Annotated in this window: 15 protein-coding genes; 4 read left to right on the top strand and 11 right to left on the bottom strand. The window is 70.9% G+C overall.

Going from position 1 to position 16,623, the window contains the following annotated elements; translation table 11 throughout:
• Positions 1-2: 2 nt before the first annotated feature.
• Positions 3-1,367 carry an ABC transporter substrate-binding protein gene (locus ACYVNR_RS17355; protein WP_461049692.1) on the bottom strand — a complete coding sequence of 455 codons (1,365 nt, stop codon included), beginning with the start codon at positions 1,365-1,367 and terminating at the stop codon, positions 3-5.
• A complete protein-coding gene (gene arfA, locus ACYVNR_RS17360; protein WP_045191567.1) occupies positions 1,364-2,890 on the bottom strand; it encodes an arabinosylfuranosidase ArfA in 1,527 nt (508 codons plus the stop codon). The genes ACYVNR_RS17355 and arfA overlap by 4 nt, the downstream gene beginning before the upstream one ends.
• Before the next feature lie 224 nt (positions 2,891-3,114).
• On the opposite strand from arfA, the gene ACYVNR_RS17365 reads away from it, so the two are divergent.
• Positions 3,115-4,149 (top strand): LacI family DNA-binding transcriptional regulator, encoded by a 1,035-nt coding sequence (locus tag ACYVNR_RS17365; protein WP_458801314.1) that lies wholly within the window; start codon positions 3,115-3,117, stop codon positions 4,147-4,149.
• Between the two features lie 10 nt (positions 4,150-4,159).
• On the opposite strand, the gene ACYVNR_RS17370 is transcribed toward ACYVNR_RS17365, so the two are convergent.
• Positions 4,160-4,843: a class I SAM-dependent methyltransferase gene (locus ACYVNR_RS17370; protein ID WP_461049695.1), complete on the bottom strand. Its 684-nt coding sequence runs from the start codon at positions 4,841-4,843 to the stop codon at positions 4,160-4,162.
• Positions 4,840-5,514 (bottom strand): alpha/beta fold hydrolase, encoded by a 675-nt coding sequence (locus ACYVNR_RS17375; protein ID WP_461049697.1) that lies wholly within the window; start codon positions 5,512-5,514, stop codon positions 4,840-4,842. Before ACYVNR_RS17375 ends, ACYVNR_RS17370 begins: the two co-directional genes overlap by 4 nt.
• Positions 5,515-5,578: 64 nt before the next feature.
• On the opposite strand from ACYVNR_RS17375, the gene ACYVNR_RS17380 reads away from it, so the two are divergent.
• Positions 5,579-5,827, top strand: a complete 249-nt coding sequence (locus ACYVNR_RS17380; RefSeq protein ID WP_045191583.1) for a DUF2630 family protein — start codon at positions 5,579-5,581, stop codon at positions 5,825-5,827.
• A 150-nt stretch (positions 5,828-5,977) separates the two neighbouring features.
• Here ACYVNR_RS17380 and ACYVNR_RS17385 read toward each other — a convergent pair whose 3' ends face one another.
• The 7 genes from ACYVNR_RS17385 to ACYVNR_RS17415 form a co-directional block, all read right to left on the bottom strand.
• Positions 5,978-7,804 carry a glycoside hydrolase family 3 protein gene (locus ACYVNR_RS17385; RefSeq protein WP_461049699.1) on the bottom strand — a complete coding sequence of 609 codons (1,827 nt, stop codon included), beginning with the start codon at positions 7,802-7,804 and terminating at the stop codon, positions 5,978-5,980.
• Positions 7,805-7,850: 46 nt separating this feature from the next.
• Positions 7,851-9,470 carry a glucoamylase family protein gene (locus ACYVNR_RS17390; protein WP_461049701.1) on the bottom strand — a complete coding sequence of 540 codons (1,620 nt, stop codon included), beginning with the start codon at positions 9,468-9,470 and terminating at the stop codon, positions 7,851-7,853.
• Between the two features lie 35 nt (positions 9,471-9,505).
• Positions 9,506-10,426: a carbohydrate ABC transporter permease gene (locus ACYVNR_RS17395; protein WP_082080975.1), complete on the bottom strand. Its 921-nt coding sequence runs from the start codon at positions 10,424-10,426 to the stop codon at positions 9,506-9,508.
• A gap of 2 nt (positions 10,427-10,428) precedes the next feature.
• The gene (locus ACYVNR_RS17400) at positions 10,429-11,436 is read right to left on the bottom strand and encodes a carbohydrate ABC transporter permease (RefSeq protein WP_461049704.1); all 1,008 of its coding nucleotides are present in this window, start codon (positions 11,434-11,436) and stop codon (positions 10,429-10,431) included.
• A gap of 4 nt (positions 11,437-11,440) precedes the next feature.
• The gene (locus tag ACYVNR_RS17405) at positions 11,441-12,727 is read right to left on the bottom strand and encodes a sugar ABC transporter substrate-binding protein (RefSeq protein ID WP_458801326.1); all 1,287 of its coding nucleotides are present in this window, start codon (positions 12,725-12,727) and stop codon (positions 11,441-11,443) included.
• Between the two features lie 45 nt (positions 12,728-12,772).
• Complete coding sequence (locus ACYVNR_RS17410) at positions 12,773-13,873, bottom strand: LacI family DNA-binding transcriptional regulator (RefSeq protein ID WP_461049706.1); 1,101 nt, start codon at positions 13,871-13,873, stop codon at positions 12,773-12,775.
• 259 nt (positions 13,874-14,132) lie between these two features.
• Positions 14,133-14,471 carry a VOC family protein gene (locus ACYVNR_RS17415; RefSeq protein WP_461049708.1) on the bottom strand — a complete coding sequence of 113 codons (339 nt, stop codon included), beginning with the start codon at positions 14,469-14,471 and terminating at the stop codon, positions 14,133-14,135.
• A gap of 139 nt (positions 14,472-14,610) precedes the next feature.
• Here ACYVNR_RS17415 and ACYVNR_RS17420 point away from each other — a divergent pair, with 139 nt between their 5' ends.
• Together ACYVNR_RS17420 and ACYVNR_RS17425 are read left to right on the top strand one after the other, a co-directional pair.
• Entirely contained in the window at positions 14,611-15,585 is a 975-nt protein-coding gene (locus tag ACYVNR_RS17420) for a sigma-70 family RNA polymerase sigma factor (protein WP_461049710.1), read from the top strand.
• A 26-nt stretch (positions 15,586-15,611) separates the two neighbouring features.
• Positions 15,612-16,622: a patatin-like phospholipase family protein gene (locus tag ACYVNR_RS17425; protein ID WP_045191557.1), complete on the top strand. Its 1,011-nt coding sequence runs from the start codon at positions 15,612-15,614 to the stop codon at positions 16,620-16,622.
• The last annotated feature ends 1 nt before the right edge of the window (position 16,623 follow it).

A 16,623-nucleotide genomic window follows, 5' to 3' on the forward strand; every position in this document is an offset into this window, starting at 1 on the left:
CGTCAGCCGCCGTACTTCTTCGCGTTGGCCTCGAGGATCTTCGTGGCGCGTCCGGCGGCGTCGGAGAGCACCTTCTTGGGGTCCTGCCCGCCGAGGACGGCCTGGTTCAGGGCCTTCTCGAACTCCGGGATCGCGTCGCCGATGCCGGCGACCGCCGGCGGGAAGTGCAGGTAGTCGATCTGGGTGGCCAGGGTCTCCTGGTCCTTGAGCGCCTTGAACTCGGCCGACTCGCGCACCGAGTTGCGGGCCGGCACCTGGCCGCCCTTGGCCCACTCGAGGCTCTTCTGGCTGATCCAGTTGAGGAAGACGCGCGCGGCGGTCTGCTTGTTCTCGTCGGGCGTGCGCGAGGTGGGCAGGACGAACTGGTGCGAGCCGGCCCAGGCCGCCTTGGTGCCACCGATGTTGGGCAGCGGCGCGACGCCCCAGTCGAGCCCGGACTTCTCCTTGAGGGTGTTGATCGTCCAGATGCCGTTCCAGTTGAAGGCGGTCTTGCCGTTCTGAAGGGCGATGATGTCGGCGTCCTGGGCGATCTTGCCCTGCGAGTAGCCCTTGGTGACGAGGTCCTGGAACCAGGTGAGCGCCTTGACGCCGGGGTCGTCGGCCCAGAGGACCTGCTTGGCGTCCTCGGAGAAGAGGTTGCCGCCGAACTGCCAGATGAGCGACTGCACCGACATGCTGCCGGTGAAGGGGAAGGGCGTCGCCCAGTGCCCCTGGATGCCCTTGGACTTCAGCTGCTCCAGCGCAGCCATGTAGTCGTCCGCGGTCATCGGCGGCTTCTCGGGGTCGAGGCCGCCCTTCTCCATGACGGTCTTGTTGTAGAAGAAGCCGAGCGGGTGCACGTCGAGGGGGATGGAGTAGCGCTTGCCGTTGTAGATGCCGGCCTTCCACGGCACCGGGGCGAAGTCGCTCTCGCTGAGCTTGAGCGCCGAGGCGACGTCGTCGAGCGGCTGGATGACGTTGCGCGCGGCGTTCGTCGCGACCGAGTCGACGTGCATGATGCCGATGTCGGGGCCCTTGCCCGCGGTGACGGCGGCGGGCAGCTTCGCGTAGTAGTCAGCCCACTGCATCGTGTTCATGCTCACCGCGATGTTCGGGTGCTCGGAGTTGAACTGGTCGACGAGTCGCTTCATGAAGGGCCCGTCTCCGCCGGTGAAGCCGTTCCAGAACTGGAGCGCGACCTTCGGGCCGGAGTAGCCGGTCGCGCCGCCACCGGCGGAGACGGCGGGAGCCTGGCCGGGCACGCCGCTGGAGCCGGAGCCGCAGGCGGCCAGGCCTGCGAGGCCGGCGAGGCCGAAGGCGCCGGAGAGGATCGTGCGACGCGTGACGGGGTTGGGGGTCAGGGGGCTGTGGGGCTGGGTGTTCGTCATCGAACGGTCCCTTCGGTGAGTCGGATGCAGTGCCAGGAGGTGGGCGGCAGGGTTGCGGTGAGGGTGGGCCCGTCTACCGACGCGTCCCCCGGACGCGGCGTCACACGGTCAGGGTTCGCCTCGGTGTTCGTCGCCGAGGTGTCGTCGTCGTGGAGCGCGAGGTGCTCCACGAGGGTGTATGCCGTCGGGCCGGCGCCCACGGCGTCCGCGACGTCGAGCACGAGCTCGGCCGCCTCGGTGCGGCTGCGGTTGACCACGAAGACGGCGAGGTCGCCGGTGTCGGGGTCGTGGGTGGCCGTGACGACGACCTGGTCGACGGGCCCGTAGGCCGACGTGTCGATCGTGTCGCAGGCGACGGCGGGGCGCAGCACGGTGCCGCGGGCGTGCTGGGCGGTCAGGGCGAAGGGGTGGAAGATCGTCTGCCGCCAGGCGCCACCCCCGGGGCGTGTGGCGATGGGGGCGATGACGTTGACGAGCTGTGCCTGGCAGGCCATCGCGACGCGGTCGGTGTGTTGGAGCAGGGTGATGAGCAGACTCCCGACGACGACCGCGTCGGTGACGTCGTAGACGTCCTCGATGAGCTCGGGCGCCTCGCGGATCTCGAGGGAGTTCTCGCCGTGGAAACGCTCCTGGAACCACACGTTCCACTCGTCGAACGAGACGGTGATCCGCTTGTCGGACCCCTTGACGGCGGCGACGTGGTCGGCGGTGGCCACGACCGACTCGATGAAGCGGTGCATGTCCTCGCCGCTGGCGAGGAAGGAGTCGACGTCGCCGTCGACGGGCTCGTAGTACGCGTGCGCCGAGATGTGGTCGACGAGGTCGAAGCAGCGCTCGAGCACGACGCGCTCCCACGTGCCGAACGTCGGCATGCCGCGGTTCGACGAGCCGCAGGCGACGAGCTCGAGACCCGGGTCGACGCGGCGCATGGCCCGGGCGGTCTCCTCGGCGACGCGGGCGTACTCCTCGGCGGTCTTGTGGCCCATCTGCCACGGACCGTCCATCTCGTTGCCGAGGCACCACACGCGTACGTCGTGGGGCTCGTGGTGCCCGTGCTTGGCCCGGAGGTCGGGCCACGACGTGCCGGTCTCGGCGTTGCAGTAGAGCAGCAGGTCGATGGCCTCCTGCACGCCGCGGGTGCCGAGGTTGACGGCCATCATCGGCTCGACACCCACCCCGCGGGCCCAGTCGACGAAGTCGTCGGTGCCGACCTGGTTCGTCTCGACCGACCGCCAGGCCAGGTCGAGCTGGGTGGGGCGGTCGGCCTTGGGGCCGATGCCGTCCTCCCAGCGGTAGTTCGACACGAAGTTGCCGCCCGGGTATCGGACGGTGGTCACGCCGAGCTCGCGCACCAGGGCGGCGACGTCCGAGCGGAAGCCCAGCTCGTCGGCCTCGGGGTGACCGGGCTCGTAGATGCCGGTGTAGACGCACCGGCCCATGTGCTCGACGAAGGACCCGAAGGTCCTCGGCCGCACCGGCCCCACCGTGAACGCGGGGTCCAGCCGCACTGTCGCTCGTCCCATCCGGTCCTCCTTGACCGTCGGAGTGGGCACACCGTTCTTACAACGGTTACCCACTTGGGTGTGATCTGAAAATTACAACGGTTACCGAAACCTGTCCAGAGGTGTACCGAACCGGTTCGAAGATGGCTCGGACCGTCGGGTGCGGGCGCTAGCCTGTTCCTCGGTCGGGCTTTCCCCGGCTGGATCGTCGAGCGTCGACGGCGAGTGTCGAACAGGAGGCGCGGGTGGCCGCACGGCTTCGTGACGTCGCAGAGCGCGCCGGCGTCTCCGTCAAGACCGCCTCGAACGTGCTCAACAACCACCCGCACGTCAAGGCCAGCACGCGTGAGCGGGTCGAGGCCGCCATGGCCGAGCTGCACTACCGGCCCAACCTCTCGGCACGCAGCCTCAAGCACGGGCGGGCGGGCTTCCTCGCCCTGGCCGTCCCGGCGATGGACTCCCCCTACTTCGCCGAGCTCGCCGCGCGCATCACCGAGGAGGCCGCTGCCCTCGGCTTCATCGTGCTGCTCGACGTGACCGGAGGCGATGCCGACGCCGAGCGTGTCGTGCTCGAGGGCATGCGCTCGCACGTCATCGACGGCGTGATCTTCTCGCCGCTGGCCCTCTCGGCCGACGAGATCAGCCGGCGGGCCGACAGCCTGCCCATGGTGCTGCTCGGTGAGCGGCCCGTCCCCACCGGCTTCGACCACATCGCCGTCGACTCGGTCGCGGCAGCGCGTGCCGCCACGGAACACCTTGTCTCACAAGGGCGCCGCCGCATCGCTGCCATCGGCCGCGAGACCGTGAAGGGCACGGCCTCCGAGCGACTGCGCGGCTACCGGCAGGCGCTGCGCGCCGCAGACCTCCCCTACGACAAGAGCCTCGTCGTCGAGGTGCCCCACTTCGAGCGCGCCGACGGGCACGCCGCGATGCGGCACCTGCTCGAGCTGCCCGAGCCGCCCGACGCGGTCTTCTGCTTCAACGACCTCATGGCGATCGGGGCCCTGCGGGCCTGCGTCGAGTCCGGGGTCGCGGTGCCCGACGACGTCGCGGTCGTGGGCTTCGACGACATCGCCGAGACCCGCTACTCCAACCCCACCGTCTCGACCATCTCCCCCGACCTCACGGGGCTGGCCCGGTCCGCGCTCGAGATGCTCGCGCGCCGCATCGACGGCTACACCGGCGCCGCCGAGGAGATCCCCGTCGCCTGGACCCTCGAGGCGCGCGAGACGACCCTCGGGGTGCCCCGTCGCCGACGCCGCCGGGCGCCGAGCGCCTGACCGACAGGTCCTAGTCGCGCCGACGCGCGCGCACCACGACGTCGTGCAGGGTGCTCCCGTGCGCGGCGGACCTCGTGTGCTCCGAGGCGGTCTGCACGTCCCACTCGCCGGGGTCGAGACGCTCCGTGATGTCGGCGAGCGTCACCGTGGCGTGCTCGGGCGGGTCGTCGGTCGAGGTGGTTCCGTGGCCGTGACCGCCCTCCCGGTGCAGGTGCCCGACGACGAGCAGCGAGCCACCCGGTGCGACCCAGGCGGCGACGCGGTCGTAGAAGCCGAGCTGCGGCATCGTCGGGTGCGCGTAGTGCGTCGTCACCAGGTCGTACTGCCGGTCGGGCGCCCACGTCGTGAGGTCCGCCTCGACCCAGTGCACCCGACCCCCGGCGTCGCCGTCGTCGCCGTCGCCGCCGTCGACTCCTCCGAGCGCCGCGGCCCGCGCGAGCGCCTCGCGCGAGATGTCGACGGCCGTGACGTGCCAGCCCCGCCCGGCGAGCCAGCGCGCCTCACCGCCCTCGCCGCAGCCGGCATCGAGCGCCGTGCCCGGCGTCAGGCCCCCGACCTCACGGACGAGGTGCGGGTTCGGCGCGGACGCCTCCCCCTGACTCCCCTGCCAGTGCTGCTCCCAGTACGCCCTGTCGAACTCACTGCGGTCTCTGTCGCCGCTGTCGGTGTCGCCGCTGCCGGGTGCGCCGCTCATCGCGCCAACCCGACGAGGTATGCCGTGAGCTCCCTCGGGTGCGACAGCGCGGCCAGGTGGCCGCCGGGGACGAGGTCGAGGTCGACGCCCAGCCGCTCCCGGGCCACCCGCCGCTGCAGATCGACCGGGAAGAAGCGGTCGCCCTCGCCCGCGACGGCGTGGATCGGCACGTCCGGCCACCGCTCGAAGTCGCAGGGGGTCTCGAACGCCCGGTCGACCTCCGGACGCTGGTGCTCCTCCCCCGATGCCGCGACCTCGGGATCGACGTCGTGGAGGAAGTAGGTGTCGAGGTCGAACTCCTCCGGATAGCCCCCGTCGCGCGCGGCCGCGACCCGCGCCGCCTCCGAGCCGACCGCGTCCCACCACGCGCCGGCGGTCTCACCCGGCACCGGGACCATCGCGTTCAGCAGGACGATAGCCGACACCGGCCGCCGCTCCGCGACCAGCGGCACGGTGAAGCCGCCCATCGACTGCCCGACGAGCACCACGTCGTCACGTCCGTCGACCGCGCTGAGGACACGGGCGGCATACTCGGGCAGCCCCTCGGCGGGGTCGTCACCGGGCAGGTCGACGGCGACGGCCTCGTGTCCGGCCTGCTCGAGCAGCGGCGCGACGCGATGCCAGTACCAGGCGGCGCCGCCGGCACCGGGGACGAGCGCGTACGTGGTCACCCGCCCCACGCTAGCCCTCGACGGCACTCTCGACTGGGCGCCGGGCGCGTGCGAAGGTGGCCGCATGGCCGACGACGTCTCCGTCCAGCACCACATCAAGTCGCTCATCGACGAGGAGCACCAGCTGCGCTCGGCGCTGCAGGCCGGCTCGATCAGCGTCGACGAGGAGCATGCCCGGCTGCGCAGTCTCGAGGTCGAGCTCGACCAGTGCTGGGACCTGCTGCGCCAGCGCCGGGCCAAGCGCGAGTTCGGCGAAGACCCGGACACCGCCGAGGTGCGGTCCGAGCGCACCGTCGAGGGCTACACGGGCTGACGCCCGCACGACCGACGCACCGGCGCAGGCACGACGAGGCCCCGGTCGCGGTGGGTAGCGACCAGGGCTCGCCGGGCACTCGGGGTGCGAGGGGGTCACACCCTGGGGGGAGTGAGTGCCTGCCTGGGGACCTCCCGTTCGGGAGGGGTCTCAGATGGTCAGGCCGTGGCCGAACGGGAGCAGCGGGTCGTCGTAGCCGGGCACGTCCTCGCCGTGGGCCCGCACCTGGTCCATCGACCGGGGCAGGTCGAAGGGAAGCCGCCCGACCGGCGCGATGGTGCCCATGACCGCGTCGAGCAGCGCGTCGTCGCTGCTGCCGTAGCTGCCGACGACGGCCGACGCGATGCGCAGCAGCGGCGTCACGACCGCGGGCCGGTCGAGCACGACGTCGACGACGAGCGGGCACACCGCCGCGATGCGCTCGAGCCGCGCGATGAGCCCCGGCGGGAAGTCGAGCGACCCCTGGTGGAACCACGACTCGAGGAAGAGGTCCGAGCGCGGGTCGAAGGGCGCCGTCAGCCGCACCACGGCGACGTCGGCGTCCTCCGGACGGTCGACGAGCTTGCCGTGCTTGACGACCGCCTCGGGCGACACGCGCTCGGCGTAGATGCGCAGCCCCTGCTCGAGCGGCAGCCGGCCGTCCTCGTTGTGCAGCACGGTCACCGAACGGGCCTGCGCGGCATACCCTTCGTCGCGGAAGTCCTGGCGACCGACGGTCTCAGCGGCAGCGTCCTCGTCGACGTAGGGGTCGTCGAACAGGCCGAGCCGGAACTTCACGGCGAGGATCCGGCGCGCCGACTCGTCGACTCGGGCCTCGGTGACGCGCCCCTGGGCGACGAGGTCGAGCAGGATGTCGACGCACTCCTCGCCACCGAACTGGTCGGCGCCGGCCTCGAGGATGAGCTCCATGCGACCGTGCGGGTCGAGGTGCTCGACCCCCCAGGCGCGGGCCGGGAGCACCTGGTCGCCGACGTGGTTGTCGTTGACCAGCTCCCAGTCGGTGACGACGACGCCGTCGTAGCCGAGCTTCTCGCGGAGCAGGCCGGTCACGACCTGCTTGTTGTAGCCGAAGCCGATCGGCTCGATCGGCTCGCCGTCGACCTCGAGGTCGATGGGCATGCCGTAGTAGGGCATGATCCCGGCCGTGCCCGCCTCGATGATCGGCGGGAACGGCTTGAGGTGGTCGTCGAAGCGGCCACCGGGATAGACCTGCTCGCGCCCGTAGGGGAAGTGCGCGTCCTCGCCGTCCTTCTGCGGGCCGCCACCGGGGAAGTGCTTGCTCGTGCACGCGACGCTGTCCGAGCCGAGCGAATCCCCTTGGAAACCCTTGAGATACGCGACGCCGAGCTCGGTGACGAGGTCGGGGTCCTGGCCGAACGTGCCGGCCTGGCGCGCCCAGCGCGGCTCGGTCGCGAGGTCGAGCGTGGGGTGCAGGGCCGCGCGGATGCCGACCGCGACGTACTCCTGGCGCGCGACGTCGGCGAAACGGCATACGGCCTCGGGGTCACGCAGGGCCGCGAGCCCGAGCGGCTCGGGCCACTGCGAGAACGCGCCTGCCGAGAACGAGACGCCCACGTTCTCGATGAACGCGTGCCGCGGGTCGGTCGACACCGTCACGGGTATGCCGTGCGGTGTGCGCTCGGCGAGCGCCTGGAGCTGGTTGCTCCAGCGCGCCGCCATGCGGGGGTCGTCGAGCGCGTGGACGTTGAAGTGGCTCAGGTGCTTCTCGAGCACCACGGTGCTCGTCGGCGACTTGCTGATGTTGCCGGGGTGTTCGAGCAGCGAGCCGTCGGCGCCGGCTTCGATGACCGTCTGGAACATCAGGCCGACCTTCTCCTCGAGGGAGAGCCGCCCGAGCAGGTCCTCGACCCGCGACTCGACGTCGAGCCGAGGGTCCTCGTAGGGATCCATCCGGCCGTTGCCGTTGAGGTCGCGGTACTCCACTCCGTCGTCCGTGGTGCTGAGCTCGGGGCGCACGGGTGCCGCCTTTCGTAGTGGGTCTCTCGTCCTGGCGTGCGGCCGGTCAGCCGACCGGGCTCGCGCCGAACTCCTCGATGCCGATGACCGGCTGCAGCGCGTTGCGGACCGCCGGGGTGGAGAACGCGCGGCGGATCACGTTGTCGCCCAGCACGTTTCCGGCTGCGCCCATGATCATCGCCTGGTCGAGGGAGAGGTAGCGCCGCGCGACCGTGCCGGACTTCACCGCGATGGCGTCGAAGAAGCCGCCCCGCCCGTAGGAGTCGAAGTCGGCCTGGATGGCGGCGAGGTTCGTGAAGGCCTCGCCGGGCTCGTGCTGCATGGCCAGGAACGACGCGTGCGGCGTCACGACGCCGTCGCCGTACGTCGGGTTCGGGTTCGTCGCCGCCCGGCACGTGCCGAAGCCGGGGTCGTAGTTGGTGCTCTCCTGGTCGGACATGTAGCCGGTGGGGTTGAGCCCGAGCGCGTCGACGCCGTACTCGCGGTAGCCCCCGGCCGGGTTGCTCGAGGGGCTGAAACCCCAGTAGCCGTAGCCGGCCTCGATGAGGCCGTGCTCGCGCTGGGCCCGGACGTGCAGCACGTGGTTGCGGCCCCACGACCGCGGCGCCCAGGCTGCCTCGTCGACGAAGACGTCGGGCATGAGCTCCTCGAACATCGAGCCACCCCAGCCCGGGACGATGTGCATTCCGCGGTAGGTGTAGGCGCCCTCGTAGACGTCGATGCCGTAGTAGGTGCGGTTCTCGCCGACCGGCTGCATCTCGTGCCACGACCAGTCGCACGTGGCCGGGAAGGTGCGCCACATCGCGAAGTACTGCTTGGGCGGGATCTGGCCGGTGATGATGCCGAGGTAGCTCGTGATGCGGGTCTCGGACACCGTCGTGTCGTAGTGGTGCGTCGTGAGCCAGACGGGGTCGCCGCCGATGTGGGTGCCCTGGTAGGTGCCGCCGGGGCGTCCGTTCTCGTACGGGTAGAAGCCGCCGTGGATGAGGCCGCCGGTGTGCACCTGGTGGGCGGGGTCGCTGTTGTCGTTGTAGAAGGCGTCCCAGCGCATGCGGTCGAAGATCCGCTTGGCCCAGGGCCGGGCGGCCGCGTCGGACTGCTGGACCACGAGGAGGGCGGCGCCCAGCCAGCCGTTGTCGACGCTCGAGCAGAAGGGGACGACCTTGTCGCCCGAGCCGGGCCACGTGTGCAGCGTCTCGGCGGTCGCCTCGTCGTACCAGTTGAAGTACATGCCGCTCGGCGTGTGGTGCTCCATGCGCTCGACCGTCTTGAGGGTGCGCACCAGGCGGGCCGAGGCCTCGCCGCGGGTGATGATCCCGAGCTCACGGGCGACGACCGTCGACCACAGGTAGCCGCCGATGTTCGTCGGCGAGGTGTAGCCGGAGCGGTCACCGGCGGCGAGCGACTCGGGGATGTTGTCGGCCGGGAGCCCGGTCTTGGGGTCGGTCATCGCAACGAGGCTGCGCCACGTGTCGGCGGCCCACGTGTGCACGCGCCCCTTGTCGAGCGCGAGGGTGGGGGTGCTCCGGACGAACGCGGGGGCGCCGGCGGCGCGCGCGCTCGGGCTGGGGGCGAGGGCGAAGGCGGCGACCGAGGCCGCCCCGCCCACGAGCAACGAGCGGCGGCTCGGACGGGTGGCGGAGGTCTGCTTGGCGGGGAACTGCATGGGCGGTGCTCCGTTCAGTGGGTCGGACACTCGGGTCACTTGAGGCCGGTGGTGGCGATCCCCTCGATGAAGCGCTTCTGGAAGACGAGGAAGACCACGAGGATCGGGACGATGACGACCGTGGCGCCGGCGAGCAGCAGGCCGTAGTTGGTGCTGTTCTGGCCGGTCGAGTAGAGGGCGAGCGCGACGGGGAGCGTGTACTTGTCCTCCGACTGCGCCACGACGAGCGGCCACAGGAAGTTGTTCCAGCTGCCGAGGAAGGTGAGGATGCCGAGCGTCGCCAGGGCCGGCCCGCAGAGCGGCAGGATGATCTTCCAGAAGATCCGCAGCTCGCCCGCCCCGTCGACGCGGCCTGCGTCGAGCAGGTCCTTGGGCAGCCCCAGGATGAACTGGCGCATGAGGAAGACGCCGAACGGGCTGACGAGGAACGGCAGGAACAGACCGGGCAGCGAGTCGATGAGACCGGCGTTCGCGACGAGCACGAAGAGCGGCACGAACGTGACGACACCCGGGATCATCAGCGTCGTCATGACGGCGACGAAGATGACGCGTTTGCCCTTGAAGTCGAGCATGGCGAGGGCGTAGCCGAGCATCGAGCAGAACACGAGGTTGCCGATGGTCACGACGACCGCGACGACGATCGAGTTGGTGAAGAACTGGCCGAAGCTCAGCTTGTCGAACAGCTGCGTGTAGTTGTCGAGCGAGGCGCTCTCGGGCAGCCAGGTCGGGGGCACCTGCCGCAGCTCGCCCTCGTTCTTGAAGCTGCCGAGCACCATCCAGATGAACGGCGCGATCACGGCCACGAGGGCGACGGTGAGGATGACGTAGAGCCACCACTTGCTGCCTTGGCTCGACCCGACCATGCCGAGACGCGGCTTGCTGTCGCGGCTCCGGGGACCGGACGGGCCGGACTGACCGGGCTTGCCGACAGGACGGGGTGCGGTGTCGACGGACATGGTCAGGTCCTCTCTCGGAGCAGCCGGAACTGGAGCGCCGTGACGATCGCGATGACGACGAAGATGAGGTAGCTCATCGCCGACGCGAGGCCGTAGTTGCCGAAGCCGAACTGCTGGTACGTGTAGTAGGACACCGTCATGGTGCTGTTGAGCGGGCCGCCCTTGGTCATGACGAAGGGCTCCTCGAACACCTGGAGGTAGCCGATCGAGGTGGTCACCATGACGAAGAGCATCGTCGGGCGCAGCAGCGGCAGCGTGACGTGCCGGAACCTCTTCCACGCGTTGGCGCCGTCGATGGCCGCCGCCTCGTGCAGCTCGGCCGGCACCGCCTGCAGGCCGGCGAGGAAGATGATCATCGCCGTGCCGAAGTTGCGCCACGCCGCCATGATGATCAGCGCCGGCATCGACCAGTCGGGGTCGCCGAGCCAGTTCGGGCCGCTGATGCCGACCCAGCCGAGCACGGTGTTGATGAGGCCGCCCGGGTCCTGCAGGAGGAAACGCCACACGACGGCGACCGCGACGATCGAGGTGATGACCGGCAGGTAGAAGCCGAGCCGGAAGATCGCGCGGAACCGGGTGATGCCCCTGTCGAGCGCGAGGGCCGCGGCCAGGGCGAGCACGAGCGTCAGCGGCACGCCGACGAGCACGAAGTACGCCGTGTTGGCAGCAGCCTTGCGGAAGATCGGGTCGGACAGCGCCTTGGCGAAGTTGTCGAAGCCGATGATGTTGACCGAGAAGGGCTTTCGCAGGTCGCGTGCCCTCGTGTCGGTGATGCTCATGAAGAGCGACTGGAGCACCGGCCAGGCCGTGAAGGCGAGGAAGAGCAGGCAGAAGGGGATCGCGAGGATCCAGGCCGCCCGGCCCTCCCGGGCGCGGGACGTTCCCCGGCGCTGGGCGCCTGCCTCCCCCGCCCCGCGGGGCGACCTGTCGTCAGGTCGCCCCGCGGTGGCTGCCGGGGCTGGCGTCACGGGCCCGGTGGGGGACCCGGTCGTGCCGGTCTGGGCGGTCATGCGATCACATGCCCGTGCCGATGGAGTCGGCCTGCTGCTGGGCGTTCTTGAGGCCGGTCGCCGGGTCCTCGCCGCTCTTGGTGACCTTCTCGAGCTCGGTGTCGAGGGCCTTGACGGCCTGCTCCCACGTCGGGAACGACGGCGGGGCCTTGGCGGTCTCGAGCTGCTTGCCGAAGACGGCGAGCTTCTTGTCGGAGGCGAGGGTCGGGTCCTGCCACGCGCTCTTGACCGACGGCAGGTCGGTCGACAGCGTGTACCACTTGGCCTGCACCTTGGGGTCGGCCAGCCAGTTGACGAACTTCCACGAGGTGTCGCGGTTCTTCGTGTTCTTGAAGACGACGAAGTTCGAGCCGCCGACGAACGACGAGGAGCCGGCCGAGCCGGCCGGGATCGGCGCGACGTTGTACTTGTCCTTGAAGCCGGGGCCACCGACCTTCTCGACGGCCGACATCATCCACGGACCGGAGATGAACATCGGGACCGTGCCCTTGGCAAAGTCCGGCTCGGTCGTCGGGGTCGCCGGGGCGGCCTTGTTGGAGATGCCGTCGGTGAAGAACGACTGGTAGTACTGCGCCGCCTTGAGGATCTGCGGGCTGTCGAAGTTGTAGGCCTTGCCGCCGTCCTTGGTGAGGTCGGCGCCCTCGGACCACGCGAACGGCATGAGGGTCTGCCAGGAGCCCTCGCCGCCGGCCTGCAGGCCGATGCCCCACTTGGCGCCGGCCTTGGTCTGCATGGCCTTGGCCATGTCCTTCAGGCCCTGCCAGTCGGTGGGGGCGGCGTCGTAGCCGGCCTTCTTGGCGAGGTCGGTGCGGTAGAAGAGCACTCGGGTCTCGACGTACCACGGGATGCCGTAGGAGGTGCCGTTCACCTCGGTCGTCTTCTGGGCGCCCTCGAAGAAGGCGGACTTGTCGACCTGTGCCGGCGTGGGGTCGAGCGCGTCGCTCGCGGCGAACTCGCCCATCCACGTCGTGCCGACCATCGCGACGTCCGGCGTCTTGCCGGCGGCGATAGCGGCCGTGAACTTGTCGTGGGCGGCGTCCCACGGGATCGCCGTGACCTTGACCTTGACGCCGGGGTTGGCGGTCTCGAAGTCCTTGGTGAGCTTGGGGAGGTTGTCACCCTCGGCGCCCATGGCCCAGACGGTGATCTCGCCGGTGGCCTTGCCGGAGCTGACGGCAGCGCCGGTCTGTGCCGCGCCGGAACCGCCGTTCTCGCCGTCGCGACCGCAGGCGGTCACGGTGAGGGCGGTGGCCGCCATGCAGGCGACCGTGATGGCAGTGGTGCGTCTCATCGGTGTCTCACTTCCTTGTGGTGCTCTTCGAGACGAGCGGGGGTTTCAGGGGGTGGTGGAGGTGGTGGAGGTGGTGGTGCGACGGGTGGGTGGGGCGTCGCGAAGGCGGGCCGCACAGCCGCACGAGCCTCGGATGATCACCTGGGTCGGCAGGATGCGCGGAGCAGCGAGCAGCTCGGCCCCGTGGACGCGTTGGTGAAGGCGTTCGGCCGCGAGCGCCCCGAGCTCACGGACGGGTTGGCGCACGGTGGTCATACCCGGGCGCACGTATCGGGAGGTCATGACGTCGTCCCAGCCGACCACCGCGATGTCGCCGGGCACGTCTCGGCCGGCGTCCTGCAGGTGGCTCATGATCGACAGGGCGAGCTCGTCGTTGGCGCACACGAGCGCGTCGGCGCTGACCTCGCCCGCGAGGATGCGCTCGGCGACGGCCTCGCCCTCACCCTCGCGGAAGGGGACGCGCACCGGCTCGGCCGGCTCGAGGTCCCGGGCGAGGTGGGCGGCGACGAAGCCGGCGTGGCGCTCGCTGATGTCGGGGGCGCCGTCGGGGTCACCGACGAAGAACAGCCGGCGGCGGCCGTGACCGAGCACGTGCTCGGTCAGCTTCTGGGCGCTGTGGACGTTCTCGGCGCCGACGCTCTCGATCCCCTCCTGCGGCGAGCCGGCGATGATGACGACCGGCTTCTTGCCGTGCAGCGCCTTGGCGACGGCGGGCGGCATGGCCGCCGAGCCGAGCACGGCGATGGCGTCGACGTGGGTGGCGAGCTGGCGCACGGCGCGGGCGATGTCGGCCTTGCCCTCGGTGAGCATGAGCGTGACGCTCTGGCCGAGCTCCGCGGCACGGGACTCGAAACCCATGAGCAACTCGGAGTAGTAGGGGCCGGTGAGCTCGGGGAGCACGAGGCCGTGGGCCTCGTGGTGGCGCACGGCGAGGCTCCGGGCGGCGCCGAGGGGCACGTAGTCGAGCTCGTCGACGGCGTCGAGCACCTTCTGCGTGGTCTTGGCCGAGACCGTGCCCGCGCCCTGGAGCACGCGCGAGACGGTGGCGATGGAGACGCCGGCGCGTTCGGCGACGGAGTAGATCGTGGCCCCGACGTGCGATGCGTTGAGGGAACCGGCTGCGGCCGGCTTGCGTGCTGTCGCCACTGGTCCCACCTCTCGCATCTCGTCGTTGAGCCGCTCGCACTCTGTAAGCGCTTACATCTGCCCTTCCATACTGCACAGGTAACCCAGCCCGCGCAAGGGCCGCCCCACCACGGCCCGACCCGGCGGCCCCGGAGGAGGCCACGCGACGGCATACGCAATCAACTCGAATCCCGCTGCCCCACAGATGGATTCGGACATGGCAGGGCGCCCGTCCACTCGCGACACGCGCGGGGGAACGGGCGCCCGGAAAGTGGACGGATCAGTCCTGCATGAGTCCGATCATGTTGCCGTCGGCGTCGGTGAGCGAGGCCGTGCGGCGGCCGCCGCCGACCTCGGTGGGCTGCTGGGTCACGGTCGCGCCGGCCTCGGTGAGGGCCGCGATCGTCGCCTCCAGGTCGTCGACCGACCAGAAGGGCGTGGCGCCCTTGATGCCCTTCCGGTGGCCGTTCGGGTCGAGGGCGAGCTCCTGGCCGTCGACGTTGTAGCCGACGTAGTAGGACTCGTCCGTGTGCGGCTGCACGCCCAGCAGGGCGGTGAAGACACGCTTGGCGGCGTCGGGGTCGGCGACGGGGTAGATGAGGGTGTTCACGGCAGACATCGGTCTCTCCTTGTTTCGGTGTTCGGTTGCTCGGTTGCGCTGTTGCTCGGTTGCTCGGTTGCTCGGTTGCTCGGTGTCACGTCGGGTGGCTCCGGCTCGTCAGTGCTATGACGGACCCCGAGGCGAGGATGTGACAGCGATGGACAGCGAGATGACCGGCAGCGACCAGACCGGCGAGAAGGCCGGCGAGAACCTGACGCGAGAGCAGTGGCTGGCGCGCGACTTCGAGGCGCACCGGCCGCGGCTGCGCGCCGTCGCGCACCGGGTCCTGGGCTCGTCGGCCGACGCCGACGACGCGGTGCAGGAGGCGTGGCTGCGCCTGCGCCGCAGCGACACGACCGACGTCGCGAACCTCGGCGGCTGGCTCACCACGGTCGTCGGCCGGATCAGCCTCGACATGCTGCGCTCACGCGCCTCGCGCCGCGAGGACAGCTGGGACGCCGGGCTGGCCGAGCTCACCGAGACCGAGCGAGCAGGGCACCCGACCGCGCGCACGCCCGACCCCGCCTACGAGGCCGAGCTCGCCGACAGCGTCGGCGTCGCACTGCTCGTGGTGCTCGACACGCTCGGGCCCGCCGAGCGCCTCGCCTTCGTGCTGCACGACCTCTTCGGCATGCCGTTCGAGCAGATCGCCGACATCATCGACCGCTCCCCCGCGGCCACCCGCCAGCTCGCGAGCCGCGCCCGCCGCCGGGTGCGGGCGGCCGACTCCGAGGCCGAGGCGGAGAGCGCCGGCGCCGGTGACGGACCCGAGGGCCGGCGACAGCGCGCCGTCGTCACCGCCTTCCTCCACGCCGCGCGGGGCGGAGACCTCTCGACCCTGCTCGAGCTGCTCGACCCCGACGTCGTGCTCACCTCCGACGCCGCGGCCGCCGCCCTCGGCTCGCCCGCCCAGCTCGTCGGGCCCGAGGCCGTGGCCGGCCGCTTCAACGGCGGCGCGCACTCGGCGCGCCTCGCGGCGTTCGACGGCGGCATCGGCCTGGTGTGGGCGATGCGCGGCAAGCCCAAGGTCGCGTTCCGGTTCACCGTCACCGGCGACCACGTCACGGCCATCCACATGCTCGGCGACGAGGCGTGGCTCGAGTCGCTGGAGATCTACTACCTGCGCGACTGACGGGGGCCGGTCGTAGGGTCGGGGTCGTGGCAGACCGTTTGCGTGCAGCAGTCGTCCTCGGCTCGGGCGGAGCCCGCGGCTACGCCCACATCGGCGCGCTCGAGGTGCTCGACGAGCGCGGCTTCGACGTCGTGTCGCTCGCAGGGACGTCCATGGGTGCGCTCGTCGGTGGGGTCGCCGCGGCCGGCAAGCTCGACGCGTACACCGAGTGGGCGCGCAGCCTCACCCAGCGCGAGGTGTGGCGGCTGCTCGACCTGACCCTCAGCGGCGCCGGCGGCGCGATCCGGGCCGAGCGGATCATCGCCAAGGTGGGCGAGATCCTCGACGGGGCGACCATCGAGAAGCTCTCGGTCCCCTACACGGCTGTCGCGACCGACATCAACGCGCGGCGTGAGGTGTGGTTCCAGCGGGGGCCGGTGGAGCACGCGATCCGCGCCTCGATCGCCATCCCCGGCGTCATCACCCCGGCGGTCATCAACGGCCGGGTGCTCGTCGACGGCGGCCTCATCAACCCGATCCCGATCGAGCCGACGGCCGCGGCGTCGGTGGACGTGACGATCGCGGTGTCGCTGTCGGGCATGAGGTCGGTCTCCGGGGCCGCCCCCGTGAAGGAGTCGTCCGCACCGGTGCCGCGCGAGGAGTGGACGAGCCGACTGCGACGCAGCGCGGCCGAGGTGCTCGAGTCGGAGCGCTTCCGCGCGATCACGAGCCGCCTCGGCGGTCATCCCCGCGAGGCTGACACGGGCGACGTCGCGGTGGTCGGCACCACGATGGACGGCGGGGTCACGGTGCCGCAGACGCCGACCGAGGCGTTCGTGCTCGGCCAGGCCGATGTCGGGCTCGTCGACCTGCTCAACATGTCGTTCGACACGATGAGCGCCCTCATCTCGCGCTACCGCATGGCGAGCAACCCACCGGACGTGCTCGTCACGGTGCCGTCCAACGCCGTGCGCACCCTCGACTTCCACCGCGCGGCCGAGATGATCGAGCTGGGCCGGCAGCTGACGACCGAGGCGCTCGACCACGCCGGCTACTGAG

The sequence above is a fragment of the Terrabacter koreensis genome, from assembly GCF_054783315.1.

Coding starts and splice junctions, on each gene's coding strand:
- ACYVNR_RS17355 (WP_461049692.1), bottom strand. CDS start 1,367: ATGACGAACACCCAGCCCCACAGCCCCCTGACCCCCAACCCCGTCACG.
- arfA (WP_045191567.1), bottom strand. CDS start 2,890: ATGGGACGAGCGACAGTGCGGCTGGACCCCGCGTTCACGGTGGGGCCG.
- ACYVNR_RS17370 (WP_461049695.1), bottom strand. CDS start 4,843: ATGAGCGGCGCACCCGGCAGCGGCGACACCGACAGCGGCGACAGAGAC.
- ACYVNR_RS17380 (WP_045191583.1), top strand. CDS start 5,579: ATGGCCGACGACGTCTCCGTCCAGCACCACATCAAGTCGCTCATCGAC.
- ACYVNR_RS17390 (WP_461049701.1), bottom strand. CDS start 9,470: ATGCAGTTCCCCGCCAAGCAGACCTCCGCCACCCGTCCGAGCCGCCGC.
- ACYVNR_RS17395 (WP_082080975.1), bottom strand. CDS start 10,426: ATGTCCGTCGACACCGCACCCCGTCCTGTCGGCAAGCCCGGTCAGTCC.
- ACYVNR_RS17400 (WP_461049704.1), bottom strand. CDS start 11,436: ATGACCGCCCAGACCGGCACGACCGGGTCCCCCACCGGGCCCGTGACG.
- ACYVNR_RS17405 (WP_458801326.1), bottom strand. CDS start 12,727: ATGAGACGCACCACTGCCATCACGGTCGCCTGCATGGCGGCCACCGCC.
- ACYVNR_RS17415 (WP_461049708.1), bottom strand. CDS start 14,471: ATGTCTGCCGTGAACACCCTCATCTACCCCGTCGCCGACCCCGACGCC.
- ACYVNR_RS17420 (WP_461049710.1), top strand. CDS start 14,611: ATGGACAGCGAGATGACCGGCAGCGACCAGACCGGCGAGAAGGCCGGC.